This is a genomic window from Erwinia sp. INIA01 (assembly GCF_025947915.1).
Lineage (GTDB): Bacteria > Pseudomonadota > Gammaproteobacteria > Enterobacterales > Enterobacteriaceae > Erwinia > Erwinia coffeiphila.
Map to the genome: position 1 here is coordinate 165,634 of NZ_JAPDNC010000004.1, position 14,403 is coordinate 180,036.

Annotated in this window: 14 protein-coding genes; 9 read left to right on the top strand and 5 right to left on the bottom strand. The window is 52.2% G+C overall.

All coding sequences use genetic code 11. The annotated features are described in order from the left end of the window. Positions 1–38: 38 nt before the first annotated feature. The 6 genes from dinI (at position 39) to OMR58_RS08850 (ending at position 3,919) form a co-directional block, all read left to right on the top strand. Positions 39–284, top strand: coding sequence for a DNA damage-inducible protein I (dinI, locus tag OMR58_RS08825; RefSeq protein WP_105592825.1), 246 nt, complete (start codon positions 39–41; stop codon positions 282–284). A 121-nt stretch (positions 285–405) separates the two neighbouring features. After that, positions 406–681, top strand: a complete 276-nt coding sequence (locus OMR58_RS08830; RefSeq protein WP_105592826.1) for a hypothetical protein — start codon at positions 406–408, stop codon at positions 679–681. Between the two features lie 212 nt (positions 682–893). Then, positions 894–1,151, top strand: coding sequence for a biofilm formation regulator BssS (bssS, locus tag OMR58_RS08835; protein WP_105592827.1), 258 nt, complete (start codon positions 894–896; stop codon positions 1,149–1,151). 108 nt (positions 1,152–1,259) lie between these two features. Beyond that, complete coding sequence (gene solA, locus OMR58_RS08840; RefSeq protein WP_264545728.1) at positions 1,260–2,375, top strand: N-methyl-L-tryptophan oxidase; 1,116 nt, start codon at positions 1,260–1,262, stop codon at positions 2,373–2,375. Positions 2,376–2,766: 391 nt separating this feature from the next. Then, positions 2,767–3,321, top strand: a complete 555-nt coding sequence (locus OMR58_RS08845; protein WP_200546836.1) for a cytochrome b — start codon at positions 2,767–2,769, stop codon at positions 3,319–3,321. A 25-nt stretch (positions 3,322–3,346) separates the two neighbouring features. Next, complete coding sequence (locus OMR58_RS08850) at positions 3,347–3,919, top strand: YceI family protein (protein WP_264545841.1); 573 nt, start codon at positions 3,347–3,349, stop codon at positions 3,917–3,919. Between the two features lie 51 nt (positions 3,920–3,970). Here OMR58_RS08850 and trhO read toward each other — a convergent pair whose 3' ends face one another. Then, positions 3,971–5,017 (bottom strand): oxygen-dependent tRNA uridine(34) hydroxylase TrhO, encoded by a 1,047-nt coding sequence (trhO, locus tag OMR58_RS08855; RefSeq protein WP_264545729.1) that lies wholly within the window; start codon positions 5,015–5,017, stop codon positions 3,971–3,973. A gap of 444 nt (positions 5,018–5,461) precedes the next feature. On the opposite strand from trhO, the gene OMR58_RS08860 reads away from it, so the two are divergent. Continuing rightward, positions 5,462–6,382 carry a Kdo(2)-lipid IV(A) acyltransferase gene (locus tag OMR58_RS08860; RefSeq protein WP_200546834.1) on the top strand — a complete coding sequence of 307 codons (921 nt, stop codon included), beginning with the start codon at positions 5,462–5,464 and terminating at the stop codon, positions 6,380–6,382. Positions 6,383–6,447: 65 nt separating this feature from the next. Here OMR58_RS08860 and OMR58_RS08865 read toward each other — a convergent pair whose 3' ends face one another. Further along, a complete protein-coding gene (locus OMR58_RS08865) occupies positions 6,448–7,797 on the bottom strand; it encodes a carbohydrate porin (protein WP_264545730.1) in 1,350 nt (449 codons plus the stop codon). Between the two features lie 292 nt (positions 7,798–8,089). On the opposite strand from OMR58_RS08865, the gene OMR58_RS08870 reads away from it, so the two are divergent. Next, positions 8,090–8,488, top strand: a complete 399-nt coding sequence (locus tag OMR58_RS08870; RefSeq protein ID WP_105592833.1) for a MysB family protein — start codon at positions 8,090–8,092, stop codon at positions 8,486–8,488. 26 nt (positions 8,489–8,514) lie between these two features. Here the strand turns inward: OMR58_RS08870 and OMR58_RS08875 are convergent, their stop codons facing one another. The 3 genes from OMR58_RS08875 to OMR58_RS08885 all read right to left on the bottom strand — a co-directional run bounded on the left by OMR58_RS08875 (position 8,515) and on the right by OMR58_RS08885 (position 13,007). Then, the gene (locus OMR58_RS08875; protein ID WP_105592834.1) at positions 8,515–8,748 is read right to left on the bottom strand and encodes a YceK/YidQ family lipoprotein; all 234 of its coding nucleotides are present in this window, start codon (positions 8,746–8,748) and stop codon (positions 8,515–8,517) included. Positions 8,749–8,920: 172 nt separating this feature from the next. Beyond that, positions 8,921–11,461 (bottom strand): glucans biosynthesis glucosyltransferase MdoH, encoded by a 2,541-nt coding sequence (gene mdoH, locus OMR58_RS08880; RefSeq protein WP_200560461.1) that lies wholly within the window; start codon positions 11,459–11,461, stop codon positions 8,921–8,923. Beyond that, positions 11,454–13,007 carry a glucan biosynthesis protein G gene (locus OMR58_RS08885; RefSeq protein WP_264545731.1) on the bottom strand — a complete coding sequence of 518 codons (1,554 nt, stop codon included), beginning with the start codon at positions 13,005–13,007 and terminating at the stop codon, positions 11,454–11,456. Before OMR58_RS08885 ends, mdoH begins: the two co-directional genes overlap by 8 nt. Positions 13,008–13,260: 253 nt before the next feature. Between OMR58_RS08885 and mdoC the strand changes: the two genes are divergently transcribed. Then, positions 13,261–14,385 carry a glucans biosynthesis protein MdoC gene (gene mdoC, locus OMR58_RS08890; protein ID WP_264545732.1) on the top strand — a complete coding sequence of 375 codons (1,125 nt, stop codon included), beginning with the start codon at positions 13,261–13,263 and terminating at the stop codon, positions 14,383–14,385. Positions 14,386–14,403 lie beyond the last annotated feature (18 nt).

Consider the following 14,403-nt stretch of genomic DNA (forward strand, 5'->3'; position numbering starts at 1 on the left):
TACTGTATATATTTACAGTAAATAAACCGGAGGCTCTCATGCGTGTAGAAGTCACTGTAGCAAAAACCACCTCACTCCCTGCTGGCGCGATTGAAGCGCTGACGCAGGAACTCAGCAAAAGAATTGATAAACAGTTTCCAGACGGCACCAATACTATTTCGGTGCGCTACGCCGGTGCCAATAACCTGACGGTGATGGGCGGCGGTAAAGAAGCTAAAGATCTCATTAGCGAAATTTTACAGGAAACCTGGGAAAGCGCCGACGACTGGTTTATTACCGACTAAGCCTTGCCCTTTAATATTGCCTTTCCGCGCGATCGCAGCCATCCAGGGGATAGACGACTTTCGAATTATCCCCTACTCTGAATCACTCATACCGCCGTTGTTTATTACCGAGGTGTCGCTCATGCCCCATGACCATCCTGAACAGGCAATGACTTTTGGTGAGCTTCTGGAAGTGATAGGCGAGCAGCAGCGCCGCCTTACCGTGTTGGAAAACGCCTTCTCCTGGCTGACTTTCTGTCTGGATGACAAGGCTAACCAGCTGTTAATACACAGTCTGCGGCTGGAAGGGCAAAATCAGAATCGCGACGAGCAGCTGCAAAAGCACTTTATCAGCTTTGCCGATGATATCGAAAAACGGCTCGGTTTTTCTGCGACACCACCGGACACCCACGAGTGAGAAAATTCTGGTTTAATAACCGGAGTGACTATATTTCACCCACAACTGTACAATTAACGCTCAAATTACGCTCTGCTGTTTACCGGTAAAAAATATAATTCTGTCATACTAAAAAGTGCTGTTATAATTACAAAGCTGTAATAAAGAAGCCGCATTGAACCTCGATAAATAACTTCGTTGTCATCATTAACACGAGTAAAAAGGGGGTTATAATGGACAGAAACAACAAAGATGTCATCCAGACACATCCCCTCATCGGGTGGGATATCAGTACAGTAGACAGCTACGATGCAATGATGATTCGTCTGCATTCCCTGTCCTCCAACGAGCAACACAGTGATGAAGCAGAAGTCGGCCAGACCTATTGGCTGACCACAGATGTCGCTCGCCAGTTTATTTCCATCCTTGAAGCTGGCATTGCCAAGATCGAAGCGACCGATTACCAGGACCGCGATTACAAGAAACACTGATCTTCAATCTGTTCCACATCGACAGGCACCCCATTGGGTGCCTTTTTCATGCCCGCAATAATTTGTTATTCTGCACGGAATAGTGTTCCAACCAGAGGCCGGGTAAAAATGGTTTACGATTTAATTGTGGTGGGTAGTGGTTCCGTTGGGGCCGCCGCCGGGTGGTATGCAACACGTGCCGGACTGAAAGTGCTAATGATTGACCGTGCCCATCCCCCCCACACGACAGGAAGCCACCATGGAGAAACCCGTCTGATTCGCCATGCCTATGGCGAAGGCGCTCGCTATGTGCCGATGGTGCTTCGCGCCCAGCAGCTGTGGGACGCGCTGGAGAAAGAGTGTGGCGAACAGATTATGCATCGCAGCGGCGTGCTGAATCTTGGTCCGGAAAACGCCGAATTCATCCAGAACGTGATAAGCAGCGCACACGAGTTTAACCTTGAAGTGCAGATCCTGAAGGGTGAAGAGATAAGCTCCCGCTGGCCGCAGATCAGCGTGCCTGAGGGCTATATTGGCGTATTTGAGCCACGTTCCGGCTATCTGAAATCCGAACTCGCCATTAAAAACTATATCCGTCTGGCAAAAGAAGCGGGCTGCGCCCAGCTATTTAACTGTGAAGTCAGCGCGATCGATGAGCAGGATGGCTTGCAGACAGTGACGACGCCTGAAGGCGTCTATCAGGCGCGTAAGCTGCTGTTGAGCTCAGGAACCTGGGTCAAAACGCTCTATCCTTCTCTGCCAGTGACCCCGGTACGTAAAGTGTTTGCCTGGCATCAGGCAGATGGCCGGTACAGTGAGAACAACAAGTTCCCGGCGTTTACCGCCGAAATGCCGGACGGCATTCACTATTACGGCTTTCCGGCAGACAACAATGCCATCAAAATTGGCAAACACGAAGGTGGACAGCCGATTGATACTCCTGAACAGCGCAAACCCTTTGGCAGCGTAGCGGAAGACGGCAGCGAACTGTTTGGCTTTTTACGCCAGTTCCTGCCGGGCGTTGGCGTTTGCCTGCGCGGAGAGTCCTGTACCTATGACAACTCGCCGGATGAGGATTTCATCATTGATACCTTCTCTGCTCACCCTGACCGGATGATTATCACCGGCCTGAGCGGGCACGGCTTTAAGTTCGTCAGCGTGCTGGGCGAGATTGCAGCACAGTTTGCCGCAGGCAAAAGCAGCGAGTTTGATTTAACACCATTCAGCCTTTCCCGTTTTTCCTGACAAAGCAGCCACGTTATGAAAGTAATGCCAGCCCGTTAAAAAATCGGCTGGCATTACCGAGGTATAAAATGATCGGACAATCTAAGATATTAGATTTATTAATCAATTTTAATTGATAAATACTGACAAAAAATGACAATAAATTGACGATAACTTATAAAACGAACAAAAAAATAGAATATCTTTTTCCCCTGCGGTAATGAACAAGTTCAGACCACAAGCCAACTACACATCATCCTACTGTTAACACCACCTGATTTACTGAGCATTTCGCGCTATCTGCATTCAAATAATTTCACATAGATTACTTTTTTGTTCTTAAGCGAAATTAGCTATTGATTTTAACCTTTCACCTGGCCAGTCTTAACAAAAAAATGACAACCGGTGAATTATGCAGTGGAAAAATAGCGTTACCCGTTATGGCTCTTTGAGCATCAGTCTGCACTGGCTGGTGGCCATCGCTGTCTATGGTATGTTCGCCCTCGGACTCTGGATGGTGACGCTCGGCTATTACGATACCTGGTATCACAAAGCACCTGAGCTGCATAAAAGTATCGGTATGGTGCTGTTCGCCGTAATGCTGGTCCGCGTGGCGTGGCGTTTTATCTCCCCACCGCCAAAACCACTCAGCAGCTACTCGCCTCTCACTCGCTATAGCGCGATTGCAGCGCACCTCCTTCTGTATGGTGTGCTGTTTGCTATTTTGTTTAGCGGCTATCTGATCTCTACCGCTGAAGGAAAACCGATTAACGTCTTCGGCGTGGTTCCCGTCCCTGCGGCGTTTTCCGACCTCGGTGAACAGGCGGACCTGGCCGGAGATATCCATCTTTGGCTGGCCTGGGGGGTGGTTATCCTGTCAGGGCTTCACGGGTTTGCCGCACTTAAGCACCACTTTATTGATAAAGATATTACGTTGAAACGGATGCTGGGTTCCCGCATCGATTAACCTTTGGAAAAGGAGAAGTCTCGTGTTGAAGAATACTATTCTGGGATTAACCACCACCGCACTGCTGATGACCGCCGGTACTGCCGCAGCGGCTGATTATAAAATTGATAAAGAAGGCCAGCACGCCTTCGTTCAGTTCCGCATTAAGCACCTTGGCTACAGCTGGCTGTACGGCAGCTTTAAAGATTTCGACGGGGGATTCACCTACGATCAGGCCGATCCGTCCAAAGATAAAGTCAACGTAACGATCAATACCGGCAGCGTCGATACCAACCATGCCGAGCGCGATAAACACCTGCGCAGCGCCGATTTCCTTAACGCCAGTAAATTCCCGCAGGCTACCTTCACCTCAACCGGCGTAACGAAAAACGGCGATGCCCTGAACGTGGACGGTAATCTGACGCTGAACGGCGTGACTAAACCGGTGAAGCTGGAAGCGAAGCTGACTGGAGACGGTAAAGATCCGTGGGGCGGCGAGCGAGCAGGTTTCGAGGCAACCGGCAAATTTGCGCTGAAAGATTTTAATATCAAATCCGATTTAGGCCCGGCTTCGCAGGAAGTTGAGTTGATTATTTCCGTTGAGGGCGTGCGTCAGTAAGCACGGAGATCGCCACCCTCCCCGCCGGGGAGGGTGGCGTTTCACTGAATATTACTCTTCAGGAATATGCATCGTAGTACTGAGCAGACCACGCGATTTATTAAAGATTTTGTTGCCATTCTCACGGCCGGCACGGCGGGAACGCTGCTCTTCAGGCGACAGCGCCAGCTCTTCCATGCAAATCGGGCTACAGCAGTGATTAAATTTCTCTGCGCAGCTCGGGCACTGGATAAACAGCAGATGACATCCGTCGTTCAGGCAGTTCACGTGCGTATCGCACGGTGCGCCGCACTGGTGGCAGTTGGCAATCACATCTTCTGAGATACGCTCCCCCATACGCTCGTCAAAAACAAAGTTTTTGCCCTTAAAACGAACCGGTAGCCCCTGCTCACGGGCACGACGCGCGTACTCAATGATACCGCCTTCAATGTGATAAACGTTCTCAAAACCGTTGTGGCGCATCCACGCACTGGCCTTTTCACAGCGAATTCCGCCCGTGCAGTACATAACGATTTTTTTGTCTTTGTCCTGCTGCAGCATATCCACGGCCATCGGCAGCTGATCGCGGAAGGTATCCGCCGGGATTTCCATCGCGTTGTCGAAGTGACCCACTTCGTATTCATAATGGTTACGCATATCAACGAAAACGGCTTCCGGATCGTCAAGCATGGCATTCACTTCCGCCGCTTTCAGATAGGCACCCACGTCGCTGGCGTCAAAAGTATCATCGGTAATACCATCAGCAACAATGCGCTCGCGAACTTTAAGGCGCAGCACCCAGAAGGATTTACCGTCGTCATCCAGTGCAATGTTCATGCGCAGGTTATTCAGCTGTGCATGGAACGCATACAGCATGGATTTCATGGTTTCGTACTGGCTGGCCGGAACGCTGATCTGAGCGTTGATGCCTTCAGCGGCGACATAAACACGGCCAAAAACCTTCAGTTTGGTCAGTGCAACATAAAGCGCGTCGCGGAAGGCTTTTGGATCGTCAATGTTGAAATACTTATAGAAAGATACTGTGGTACGCGGCTCGGTTTCAGCCAGCATGCGTGCCTTCAGCTCTTCATTGGAAACAAGGTTATGTAACACTGGCATGGTGTTCGTTCCTGAATTCTGAATGAGAGAAATTTTTGCGGCGCTATCATACCTGAATTATCGCGAATTGCACTTCCCGCTGTTGCCCCTGTACAGCTCTCAGGTTCCCGATACCTCATCGACTTTCTAAGCCTAATCAGCCGGATAAAAGCCTGTGACGGAAAGTTCAGTACCAGGAAAAAACCGCAGACACATGCTATGATCTCATTCAGGCGGGAATGGCATCAGCCATTTTCGGCCTGTGGGGAGCCGTGTAACTCAGGCATTCGGAGTGAGATTACTGGAAAATATTAACTATCATTAACGGGATTAGCGACTGGTTTTTCGAATAAAAATCACCCAAACGGCGCGTTATTTCGCAGGATATACAATAAATGGCACAATAGGCCATAAATAAACCCCTATGGACAGGATAACATTTCCCCCTTTACGATCTGGAAACTCATGACTCAGCTGCCCCAATTTAGCCGCGCATTGCTGCATCCTCGTTATTGGTTTACCTGGTTGGGTATTGCCCTGCTTTATCTTCTGGTCCTGTTACCCTACCCGGTGCTCTATTATATCGGCTGCGGCCTTGGGCGACTTTCAATGCGCTTTCTTAAACGCCGCGTTAGCGTCGCCAGACGTAATCTTGAACTTTGCTTCCCGGAGATGCCCGTAGCTGAACGCGAAGCGATGGTGGTTCGTAATTTTGAGTCACTGGGAATGGGGCTGATAGAGACCGGCATGGCCTGGTTCTGGCCGGACTGGCGGGTAAGCCGCTGGTTTCAGGTCAGCGGGCTTGAACATATCGCGAAAGCCGCAACTGACAAAAAAGGGGTGCTGCTGATCGGCATGCATTTCCTGACGCTGGAGCTGGGCGCGCGCATTTTCGGTATTCATAACCCCGGCATTGGTGTTTATCGCCCGAATGACAACGCGCTGCTGGACTGGTTGCAAACCTGGGGACGTATGCGTTCAAACAAGAGCATGCTGGACCGCAAAGATCTTAAGGGAATGATTCGCGCGCTGAAAAATGGCGACATCATCTGGTATGCACCGGACCACGATTACGGCCCCAAAAGCAGCGTGTTTGTTCCCTTTTTTGCCGTGGAGCAGGCCGCCTCAACGAAAGGCAGCTATCTGTTAATCCGCAGCGGTAATCCGGCAGTTATTCCTTTCGTACCTCGCCGTCTGCCGTCCGGTAAAGGTTATGAGATGGTGATCCTGCCGGAAGAGCTGGATATTCCCCTGGAAAATGAAAGCGCCACTGCCGCAAGAATGAACAAGATTGTGGAACACGGTGTGCTGATGGCACCCGAGCAGTATATGTGGCTGCACCGCCGTTTTAAAACTCGCCCGGAAGGCGAGCCTTCACTTTACTGACCTGTCGCGTTATTCCTGCCAGACCGCGTTGCCGGGCTGGCAGGAACTCCTCAACCGTTATCGATTTAGAACGTAATGTCCCCGGCAATACCGCCAACAAACGCGTCCTGCACCTGATCAACACCGCCCGGTTTAGTAATCAGCTGTAAGTTAGGCCGAATGCTGAGCCAGCGCGTTGCTTTCACATTGTAATAGACCTCATAGTTCCACTCCGATCCTTTCTGCAGCGGCATATAGGACATATCGTGGTAGTCGCTGACGCCCTTGTCCTGGTTCTGCTCATTGCGCATCTTCGCGTAATCGTGGTTAACGTGGATACGTGCCATGCCGATACCAATTTCATCCTTCGGACGCGCATCGAATGGCCCGGCCCAGGTTAAGGCGAGCGACTGGTAGTTATCCAGTTTTGAGGTTCGGTGATCGTTCATGATGTACTGGAAGTTAATGCCGAGACCACGAGTATTATCGCCGCCGGTCGCGGTAAGCCGTTGTTCAGCGAGCAGATAGCCGCCGTAGGCATGATTTCTCTTGCCGTATTTTCCGTCATGCCAGCTGCTGTAATTACCGCCGCTGGTTGAGCTGTAATAGCCCCCCAGACGATAGTTACCCTGGAGTCCGTCAGCACCCAGTTTTGGCTGCCAGCCGAGCTCCATCGGCACCAGATTTCCCTCGCCGTGGCGCATATCGAAACGGAAGCCGTTGGCTTTGGTATTGTTGACCTTGTTCTGATTATAAATACCTACCTGCAGGTAAAGGTCTTCTGGCAGGTTCAGTTTCACCCTTCCGCCCCACTGTGATATCGGGGCGTTAAACCAGCGGTCGTTACGCCAGTGCCCGGGCTGTCCGCTCCCCATTGCCCAGTTCTGGAACATCCCCAGTTTTGCCGTATCAAAATCTTCGTTGGTGGTGACACGCCCCAGTTTTACGTCCAGCCAGTTATTAAACAGGCTTTGATTTAACCAGAACTGCGTCAGGCGCAGATAATCACCACGCGCGGAGATACCCTGCACGTTGGATAAACCGCCGGTGCGCGGATCGTTAATATGAGAGGTTAAATTTTGTCCGGTGCGATTGGTGATTGTGGCCTGGAAGGTCCCCCCCTGCCAGTTCAATAATTTATCCAGATCGAGCGTGCTGCCAAAGGTCCACTGATCGGCATAACGCATGGTGGTTGCCGTACGATATCCCCCCGCCAGGTTCGCGGCGGATTGCATGGTATAGCCCACCTGAAAATCGACGCCGTCATCGGCCAGTTTCTGGCGATAGCCGCCCCAGTCCCCCATGAGCCAGGGAGAGTCCAGCGAAAATGGCGGGGTATCAGCAAGTGCGGAAAATGAAACCAGTACCAGTCCCAGAGGTAGCAGTCCGGCCTTTTTCTTTTGCCAGGGTTTACGCGTGGTTAAATTCCTTGCCATATCAGTCATCCTTAAATAGTGAAAGTTCGGGGCGGCAGACCGCCTGGCGGCACATCACTGTGCGCGGCGCTAATTAACCACTTCTCAGGCATTTTCCTTTATTTAAATCGTGCGCTTCGTGGATAAACCGCACAGAGTCGCGTAGACATCGCTGCCTGCGAATGCAGATAGCTGCGCTACAGCAACGCCATCAGCACATCTGGCAAAAATTTCCTCGCCGGCTCCTTGCATCTTGAAGCACAGCGACAACACTTAACGATGTTTTTATCTAAACGCCAGCAAGGAGAAGTACATGACCCTTTATGCAACCCTGGAAGAAGCCATTGATGCCGCTCGCGAAGAGTATCTTGCCGCGAATCCTGAAGTGATTGAGGAAGAAGCGTCCGTTGAACAGTTCGCGATGCAGAAATACGTGATGCAGGATGGCGACATCATGTGGCAGGTGGAGTTTTTCACCAACGAAGGTGATGAAGGAGAATGCCTGCCGCTGCGCAGCGGTGAAGCGGCGCAGGCAATTTTTGACGGTGACTTCGACGAGATCGAACTTCGTCAGGAGTGGCTGGCTGAAAATACCCTGCACGAATGGGATGAAGGTGAATTTCAGCTGGTGCCGCCGGAAGGCAGTGAAGAAGCCGACGCCGCTGCCGATGAGTGGGAGGATGATAACAGTGAGTCCGACCGCTGGGCATAAACCTCGATTCAGCCGGAGGGTGATTTTTATTCGTAGGGTCCGTGCTTAGCATCTACCGGCAGCAATAACGTATCCACAACCAGCGACAGCGGCAGATCGATAATAGTCAGAAATCGCCAGGGCGTATCCCGAACGTCCCACTGTACACCCGGATAGTACTGATTGCCGTGTCCCTGTCCGGGCACGGCTCTGCTGATAATGCTGCCACAGCCGCTCAGTAGCAGCACGCAAAAACCAACCGTTAAACTACGTAAGAACATACTTATCACATCACACTTTAGGGTAAAAAACGCACTATTCTACCCGCAGTTCTGCGCCACACCATAGCCGACAGTGAAAATTATGCGTAAATACTCGGATAGCCGGCGAAAAAAAGCCGGGACACTGTCCCGGCTTTCTGATGCCGCACCCGTTAAGGCGCAATACAATCACTTACTTCGCATTATTTAACGCCAGTGGATTGAGCGGCAACGAATGGTAATGATCCAGCCAGTCGTGATACTTATCCGCGTTCTGCCACAGGCGATAGTGCATACGCGAAAGCGTAACCGGGTCACTCAGCAGCGCAAGGCGGCTGTCGCGATCCAGCTTAGCCGGCGACTGGCTGAGTGCCTGCTCAACGCGACGGTCACGGGCATAGTCGAGGATATCGCTTTTCAGGTGGCGAGACGTTGCCATCGCACTAGCCAGTGCGTTAAACGACGGGTGGAACATCGCATGCATAAAGCCGTTATCCAGCGCACGCTCGCGATTAAGCTCCACGTAGCGATCGGTATCCAGCAGTTCCTGCGGCGGCTGATACTCTTCCGGAATAAGGAACAGTTTACCGCGCTTCGACGCCTGACCAAGCGTACGACGGCTGGACCATACTGAAACAAACGGCGACAGGATCAGCGAGAAGACAATCGGAGACAGCCACCAAAGGAAGTTCAGATCCAGCCAGCCCATACCACCGGCCCAAACCAGGCCGAGCAGCATCTGCGAACCATGACGCTTAAAGGCTTCGCTCCACGGCGTTGCATCATCATCACGCTGCGGTGAATTCCACACCACTTCCCAGCCGAGGAATGCGCTGACCACAAACACCGTATGGAACAGCATACGCACCGGTGCCAGCAGCACAGAGAACAGCATCTCCAGGAAAAGCGAGACCAGCACGCGCAGGGCTCCACCGTAAGGTTTCGCGCCCTTGCACCACACCAGCACTACGCTCAGCAGCTTCGGCAGGAACAGTAGCACCAGCGTAGTCGAGAATAGCGCGATGGCCAGCTCAGGACGCCACTGTGGCCAGACAGGGAATAGCTGCCTTGGCTGCAGGAAGTACTGCGGTTCCATCAGGGTGTGAACCACCTGAAGCGCCGTTGACAGTGCAAGGAACATAAACCACAGCGGTGCGGAGAGATAGGACATCACACCGGTCAGGAATACCGCACGGTGTACCGGGTGCATACCTTTAACCAGGAACAGGCGGAAGTTCATCAGGTTACCGTGGCACCAGCGGCGGTCACGCTTCAGCTCATCAAGCAGGTTTGGCGGCAGCTCTTCATAAGAACCCGGGAGATCGTAAGCGATCCAGACTCCCCATCCCGCACGGCGCATCAACGCAGCTTCAACGAAGTCATGGGACAGGATCGAACCGGCGAAAGACCCCTCGCCCGGCAGCGGAGCCAGCGCACAGTGTTCGATAAACGGCTTAACGCGGATGATGGCGTTATGGCCCCAATAGTGCGACTCACCCAGCTGCCAGAAGTGCAGACCGGCAGTAAACAGCGGACCGTAAACACGGGTAGCAAACTGCTGGCAGCGCGCATAGAGCGTATCCATGCCGGAAGCCTTCGGCGAAGACTGGATAATACCGGCGTTCGGGTTAGCTTCCATCATCCGCACCAGGCCATTAAGGCACTCGCCACTCATCACACTGTCGGCGTCCAGTACGACCATGTAGCTGTACTGGCTGCCCCAGCGGCGGCAGAAGTCATCGATGTTACCGGATTTGCGCTTCACACGGCGGCGGCGGCGGCGATAGAAAATACGCCCCTCTCCTCCGACGTCACGCACCAGTTCCATCCACGCCTTTTGCTCGGCCATGCAAATGTCCGGATTGTAGCTGTCGCTCAGAATATAGACGTCGTAATGCTGCTGTTCTCCGGAACGCACCACCGATTCCCAGGTCGCGCGCAGACCGGCGAAGACGCGTTCCACATCCTCATTACAAATCGGCATAATCAGCGCGGTACGGTGTTCCGGGTTGATCGGTTCGTCGCCGGTGGTCTTGTACGAAATACTGTACTTGTCCTTGCCGATTAACAGCTGCAGGAAGCCCATCAATGCGGTCCAGAAACCTGCCGAAACCCAACAGAACAGGATGGCAAACAGGAACAGAATCCCGGTTTGCAGCACATACGGCAGGATCTGCAGCAGCGACTGCTGCCAGTTCTGATTGATCATATCCATAGGATCGATCAGCGCCCAGCCCTGGTAAGGCAGAATGGTCTTCATATACCAGGTCGCAATCACCGTCTGGAAAACGGTGAGGAACAGCAAAATGTAACGACGAATGGAACCGACATAGCGCCAGTTATCTTCGCTCTTCTGCTCTTCTTTAGTGGCATAGCGATGGGTACTTTTGCGCCCGCGCAGCGAGTCCCACGCTCTGGCAACCGGGTTAGTACGCCACTCCTCAGGATACATCGAAGAGCGAGTATGCGGCGGCATCGCCTTGAGCGTAGTACGGTTAAGGGCATCCTGATCGAACTGACGGCCTTCATCAATTGACTCCGGCCAGCTCATCTCAACACGCGCCTTTACCGACTGCTGAGGTGCGTCGTCGGGACGGATTTCAGACGGAGCTTCACCCGCCAGATCAAAATGCAGCTGGCTGAAGCTCTCTTCACCACGCAGTTCCCCCTGCCGTTCAGGGGGAAGCGGCAGCGCGTCAATGTATTCAACGGGTATCACAGTTGTCTTATTCATTGGCAGGCAGCTGATAGCTCCAGGTTTCTGTCAGCGTCTTATCACCGTTAACCAGTGCAGCACGCATTTCAGTCGGCTGTTTATTGTCTTTCACTCGCAGACGCATCACCAGGCGCCAGCCTTTGGTGACCGGGTTATAGCGGACGCTGTTCTCAACCAGCTCACCGTTATTACCGATACTCACCTGCGGAGAGACCGGTGTATCCTGAGCCAGTTTGCTCATTTCCGGGCCGACAAAGTCAACGATAAAGGCCACGGTGCCGTCCGGCTGGCGTACCAGATTAGACTGCTTAACATCGCCAGTAGATCGCAGCGTATCTTTCACGTAGGCCGTTTCCGGCGAATGCAGAAGATTTTCATCGCGGGTGAAGTGCAGGCGGTAGGAGAAGTTCATCTCTTTACCCGCTTCCGGCAGGCTTTCCGGGCTCCAGAACGCCACGATGTTGTCGTTCGTTTCATCGGTGGTTGGGATCTCCACCAGCTCGATGCGGCCTTTACCCCAGTCGCCTTTTGGCTCAATCCAGCCGCTTGGGCGCAGATCGTAGCGATCGTCCAGATCCTGGTACAGGTTGAAATCACGCCCACGCTGCAGCAGACCGAATCCGCGAGGATTCTCCACGGTGAAGGTGCTGACAGCAAGGTGACGAGGATTGTTCAGCGGACGCCAGATCCATTCACCATTACCGGCATGAATCGACAGGCCATTCGAGTCGTGCAGCTCTTTACGATAGTTGGTCACCGGCGACGGCTGATTTGCACCGAAGAGGTACATGCTGGTCAGCGGCGCAATGCCCAGTTTACCCACTTTGTCGCGCAGATAGACTTTGGAAGTGACATCAACAGTGCTGTCTTTACCTGGAGAGATCAGGAAACGATAAGCACCGGTCGCACGCGGTGAGTCCAGCAGCGCATAGATAACCAGATGCTTGTCCTGCGGTTTAGGACGCTCAATCCAGAACTCCTTAAAGCGCGGGAACTCTTCACCGGAAGGCAGTGCGGTATCAATCGCCAGACCGCGTGCGGACAGGCCATAGACCTGGCCCGCGCCGATAACACGGAAATAGCTCGCGCCGAGGAAACTGCTGATCTCGTCTTTCTTATCTTTACTGTTTAACGGATACAGAACCTTAAATCCGGCAAACCCGAGATTTTTCACCGTATCCGAATCGTGCGGCACATTGCCAAAATTGAAATAGTCCGGGGAATATTTAATGGCGCGAACGCTGTTGGCGGTCACTTCATTGAGTTTGACCGGCAAATCGAAATACATGCCCTGGTGATAGAATTCAAGCTTAAATGGTGTCTTCAGCTTACCCCAGTAGGCTTTATCATGATTGAACTGAATCTGCTGATAGTCGGCATATTTCATATCGCGCAGCTGAGAAGGCAGATTACTCTTCGGCGCTTCGTAACCTTTACCGGCCAAATCCTTTGCCTGTTTTGCAACATCGTCAATGCTAAACGCCCATCCCGAATTGGCATACATCGCAAGCAAAACCGCAGCACCAACCCAACGTAGCTGCATAAGTTTTGGTTTTTTGTTCATTTTAATCAGCACATCCCCCCCTTTACGGGTGCGAAAATCAATCCTAAACATCTTAATGGATAATTAAGCATTCCGACAGCATGACCGCGTTTTTGTTCCACTATTCCGAACGCGCAAGCGCCGGATTCTCAAGTGGTTAGCGGATACAGATTCGACTGATAGTATACCTGTGTTTACTCTATTAAAGTAAGCAGCAAGCTTTAGGCCGGTTCAGGGTGAACCAGCATTGTAACGCATTGAAAATTGGACATATATGACTAAAAAATCACCACAACGAGAATATTTCCTGGATTCGATTCGCGCCTGGCTGATGTTATTGGGCGTCCCCTTTCATCTGTCTCTGATTTATTCTTCACAAAACTGGTCAGTAAACAGTCCTGCTCCGTCTGAGTGGCTGACATTGCTCAATGAGTTTATTCATGCTTTTCGCATGCAGGTGTTCTTTGTCATATCCGGCTATTTCTCTTATATGCTCTTCCTGCGTTACACACCCGGCCACTGGTTGAAGGTGCGCGTTGAGCGTGTCGGCATCCCGATGCTGGCCGCTATTCCGCTGATTACCCTACCTCAGTTCTTCATTCTGAAGGAGCTGACGAATAAGATTGGCGACTGGAGCAAAATGAGCCCCTACCAGAAGTACAATGCGCTGGTCTGGGATCTGATTTCTCACCTCTGGTTCCTGCTGGTACTGCTGGTTCTTACCGTTGCCGGATTCTGGCTTTTCCGCTTGCTGCGCGATGGTAAAAGGGAAAAAGCAGACTATTCCGACCTGACCTGGGGAAAATTAACCGTCGTTATCCTGCTTTGTGCATTGGGATGGGGGGCGTTCCGCCGGCTGATTCTGTTCATTGCACCTCAGGTCACTGCTGATGGCCTGTTCAATATGGCGGTAATGCAATCGCTGATGTATCTGCCGTTCTTTATGCTCGGCGCGATGGCCTGGAAATACCCGGCAATCAAAGCCCTGTTTGTAAAGCCGAATCCGTGGACGTTTCTTGGAGCCGCTCTGGCGTTTGCTGCCTATGTGGCGAATCTGACGTGGAGTACGGGCGAAGGCTGGATGTACGAACTGGACACGATCGCATCTATGCTGATGGGGCTGTGGATGGTTAACGTGGTGTTCTCCTTCGGCCACCGCATGCTGAATTCCCATTCGCCTCGCGTCACCTATCTGGTGAATTCATCGTTATTTATCTATCTGGTCCACCATCCGCTGACCATTCTGTACGGTATTTTTGTTGTGCCGCTGATTGGCAGCAGCACGCTGGGCTTCTTCATCGGGCTGGTGATGGTTTTCGGCATCGCATTCCTGCTGTATGAGATCCATCTGCGTATCCCGCTGCTGCGTTTCCTGTTTTCCGGTAAGCCCCAGCGCTGATCCTTATGCCCGGCATCA

Coding starts and splice junctions, on each gene's coding strand:
- dinI (WP_105592825.1), top strand. CDS start 39: ATGCGTGTAGAAGTCACTGTAGCAAAAACCACCTCACTCCCTGCTGGC.
- OMR58_RS08830 (WP_105592826.1), top strand. CDS start 406: ATGCCCCATGACCATCCTGAACAGGCAATGACTTTTGGTGAGCTTCTG.
- bssS (WP_105592827.1), top strand. CDS start 894: ATGGACAGAAACAACAAAGATGTCATCCAGACACATCCCCTCATCGGG.
- solA (WP_264545728.1), top strand. CDS start 1,260: ATGGTTTACGATTTAATTGTGGTGGGTAGTGGTTCCGTTGGGGCCGCC.
- OMR58_RS08845 (WP_200546836.1), top strand. CDS start 2,767: ATGCAGTGGAAAAATAGCGTTACCCGTTATGGCTCTTTGAGCATCAGT.
- trhO (WP_264545729.1), bottom strand. CDS start 5,017: ATGCCAGTGTTACATAACCTTGTTTCCAATGAAGAGCTGAAGGCACGC.
- OMR58_RS08860 (WP_200546834.1), top strand. CDS start 5,462: ATGACTCAGCTGCCCCAATTTAGCCGCGCATTGCTGCATCCTCGTTAT.
- OMR58_RS08865 (WP_264545730.1), bottom strand. CDS start 7,797: ATGGCAAGGAATTTAACCACGCGTAAACCCTGGCAAAAGAAAAAGGCC.
- OMR58_RS08870 (WP_105592833.1), top strand. CDS start 8,090: ATGACCCTTTATGCAACCCTGGAAGAAGCCATTGATGCCGCTCGCGAA.
- OMR58_RS08875 (WP_105592834.1), bottom strand. CDS start 8,748: ATGTTCTTACGTAGTTTAACGGTTGGTTTTTGCGTGCTGCTACTGAGC.
- mdoH (WP_200560461.1), bottom strand. CDS start 11,461: ATGAATAAGACAACTGTGATACCCGTTGAATACATTGACGCGCTGCCG.
- OMR58_RS08885 (WP_264545731.1), bottom strand. CDS start 13,007: ATGAACAAAAAACCAAAACTTATGCAGCTACGTTGGGTTGGTGCTGCG.
- mdoC (WP_264545732.1), top strand. CDS start 13,261: ATGACTAAAAAATCACCACAACGAGAATATTTCCTGGATTCGATTCGC.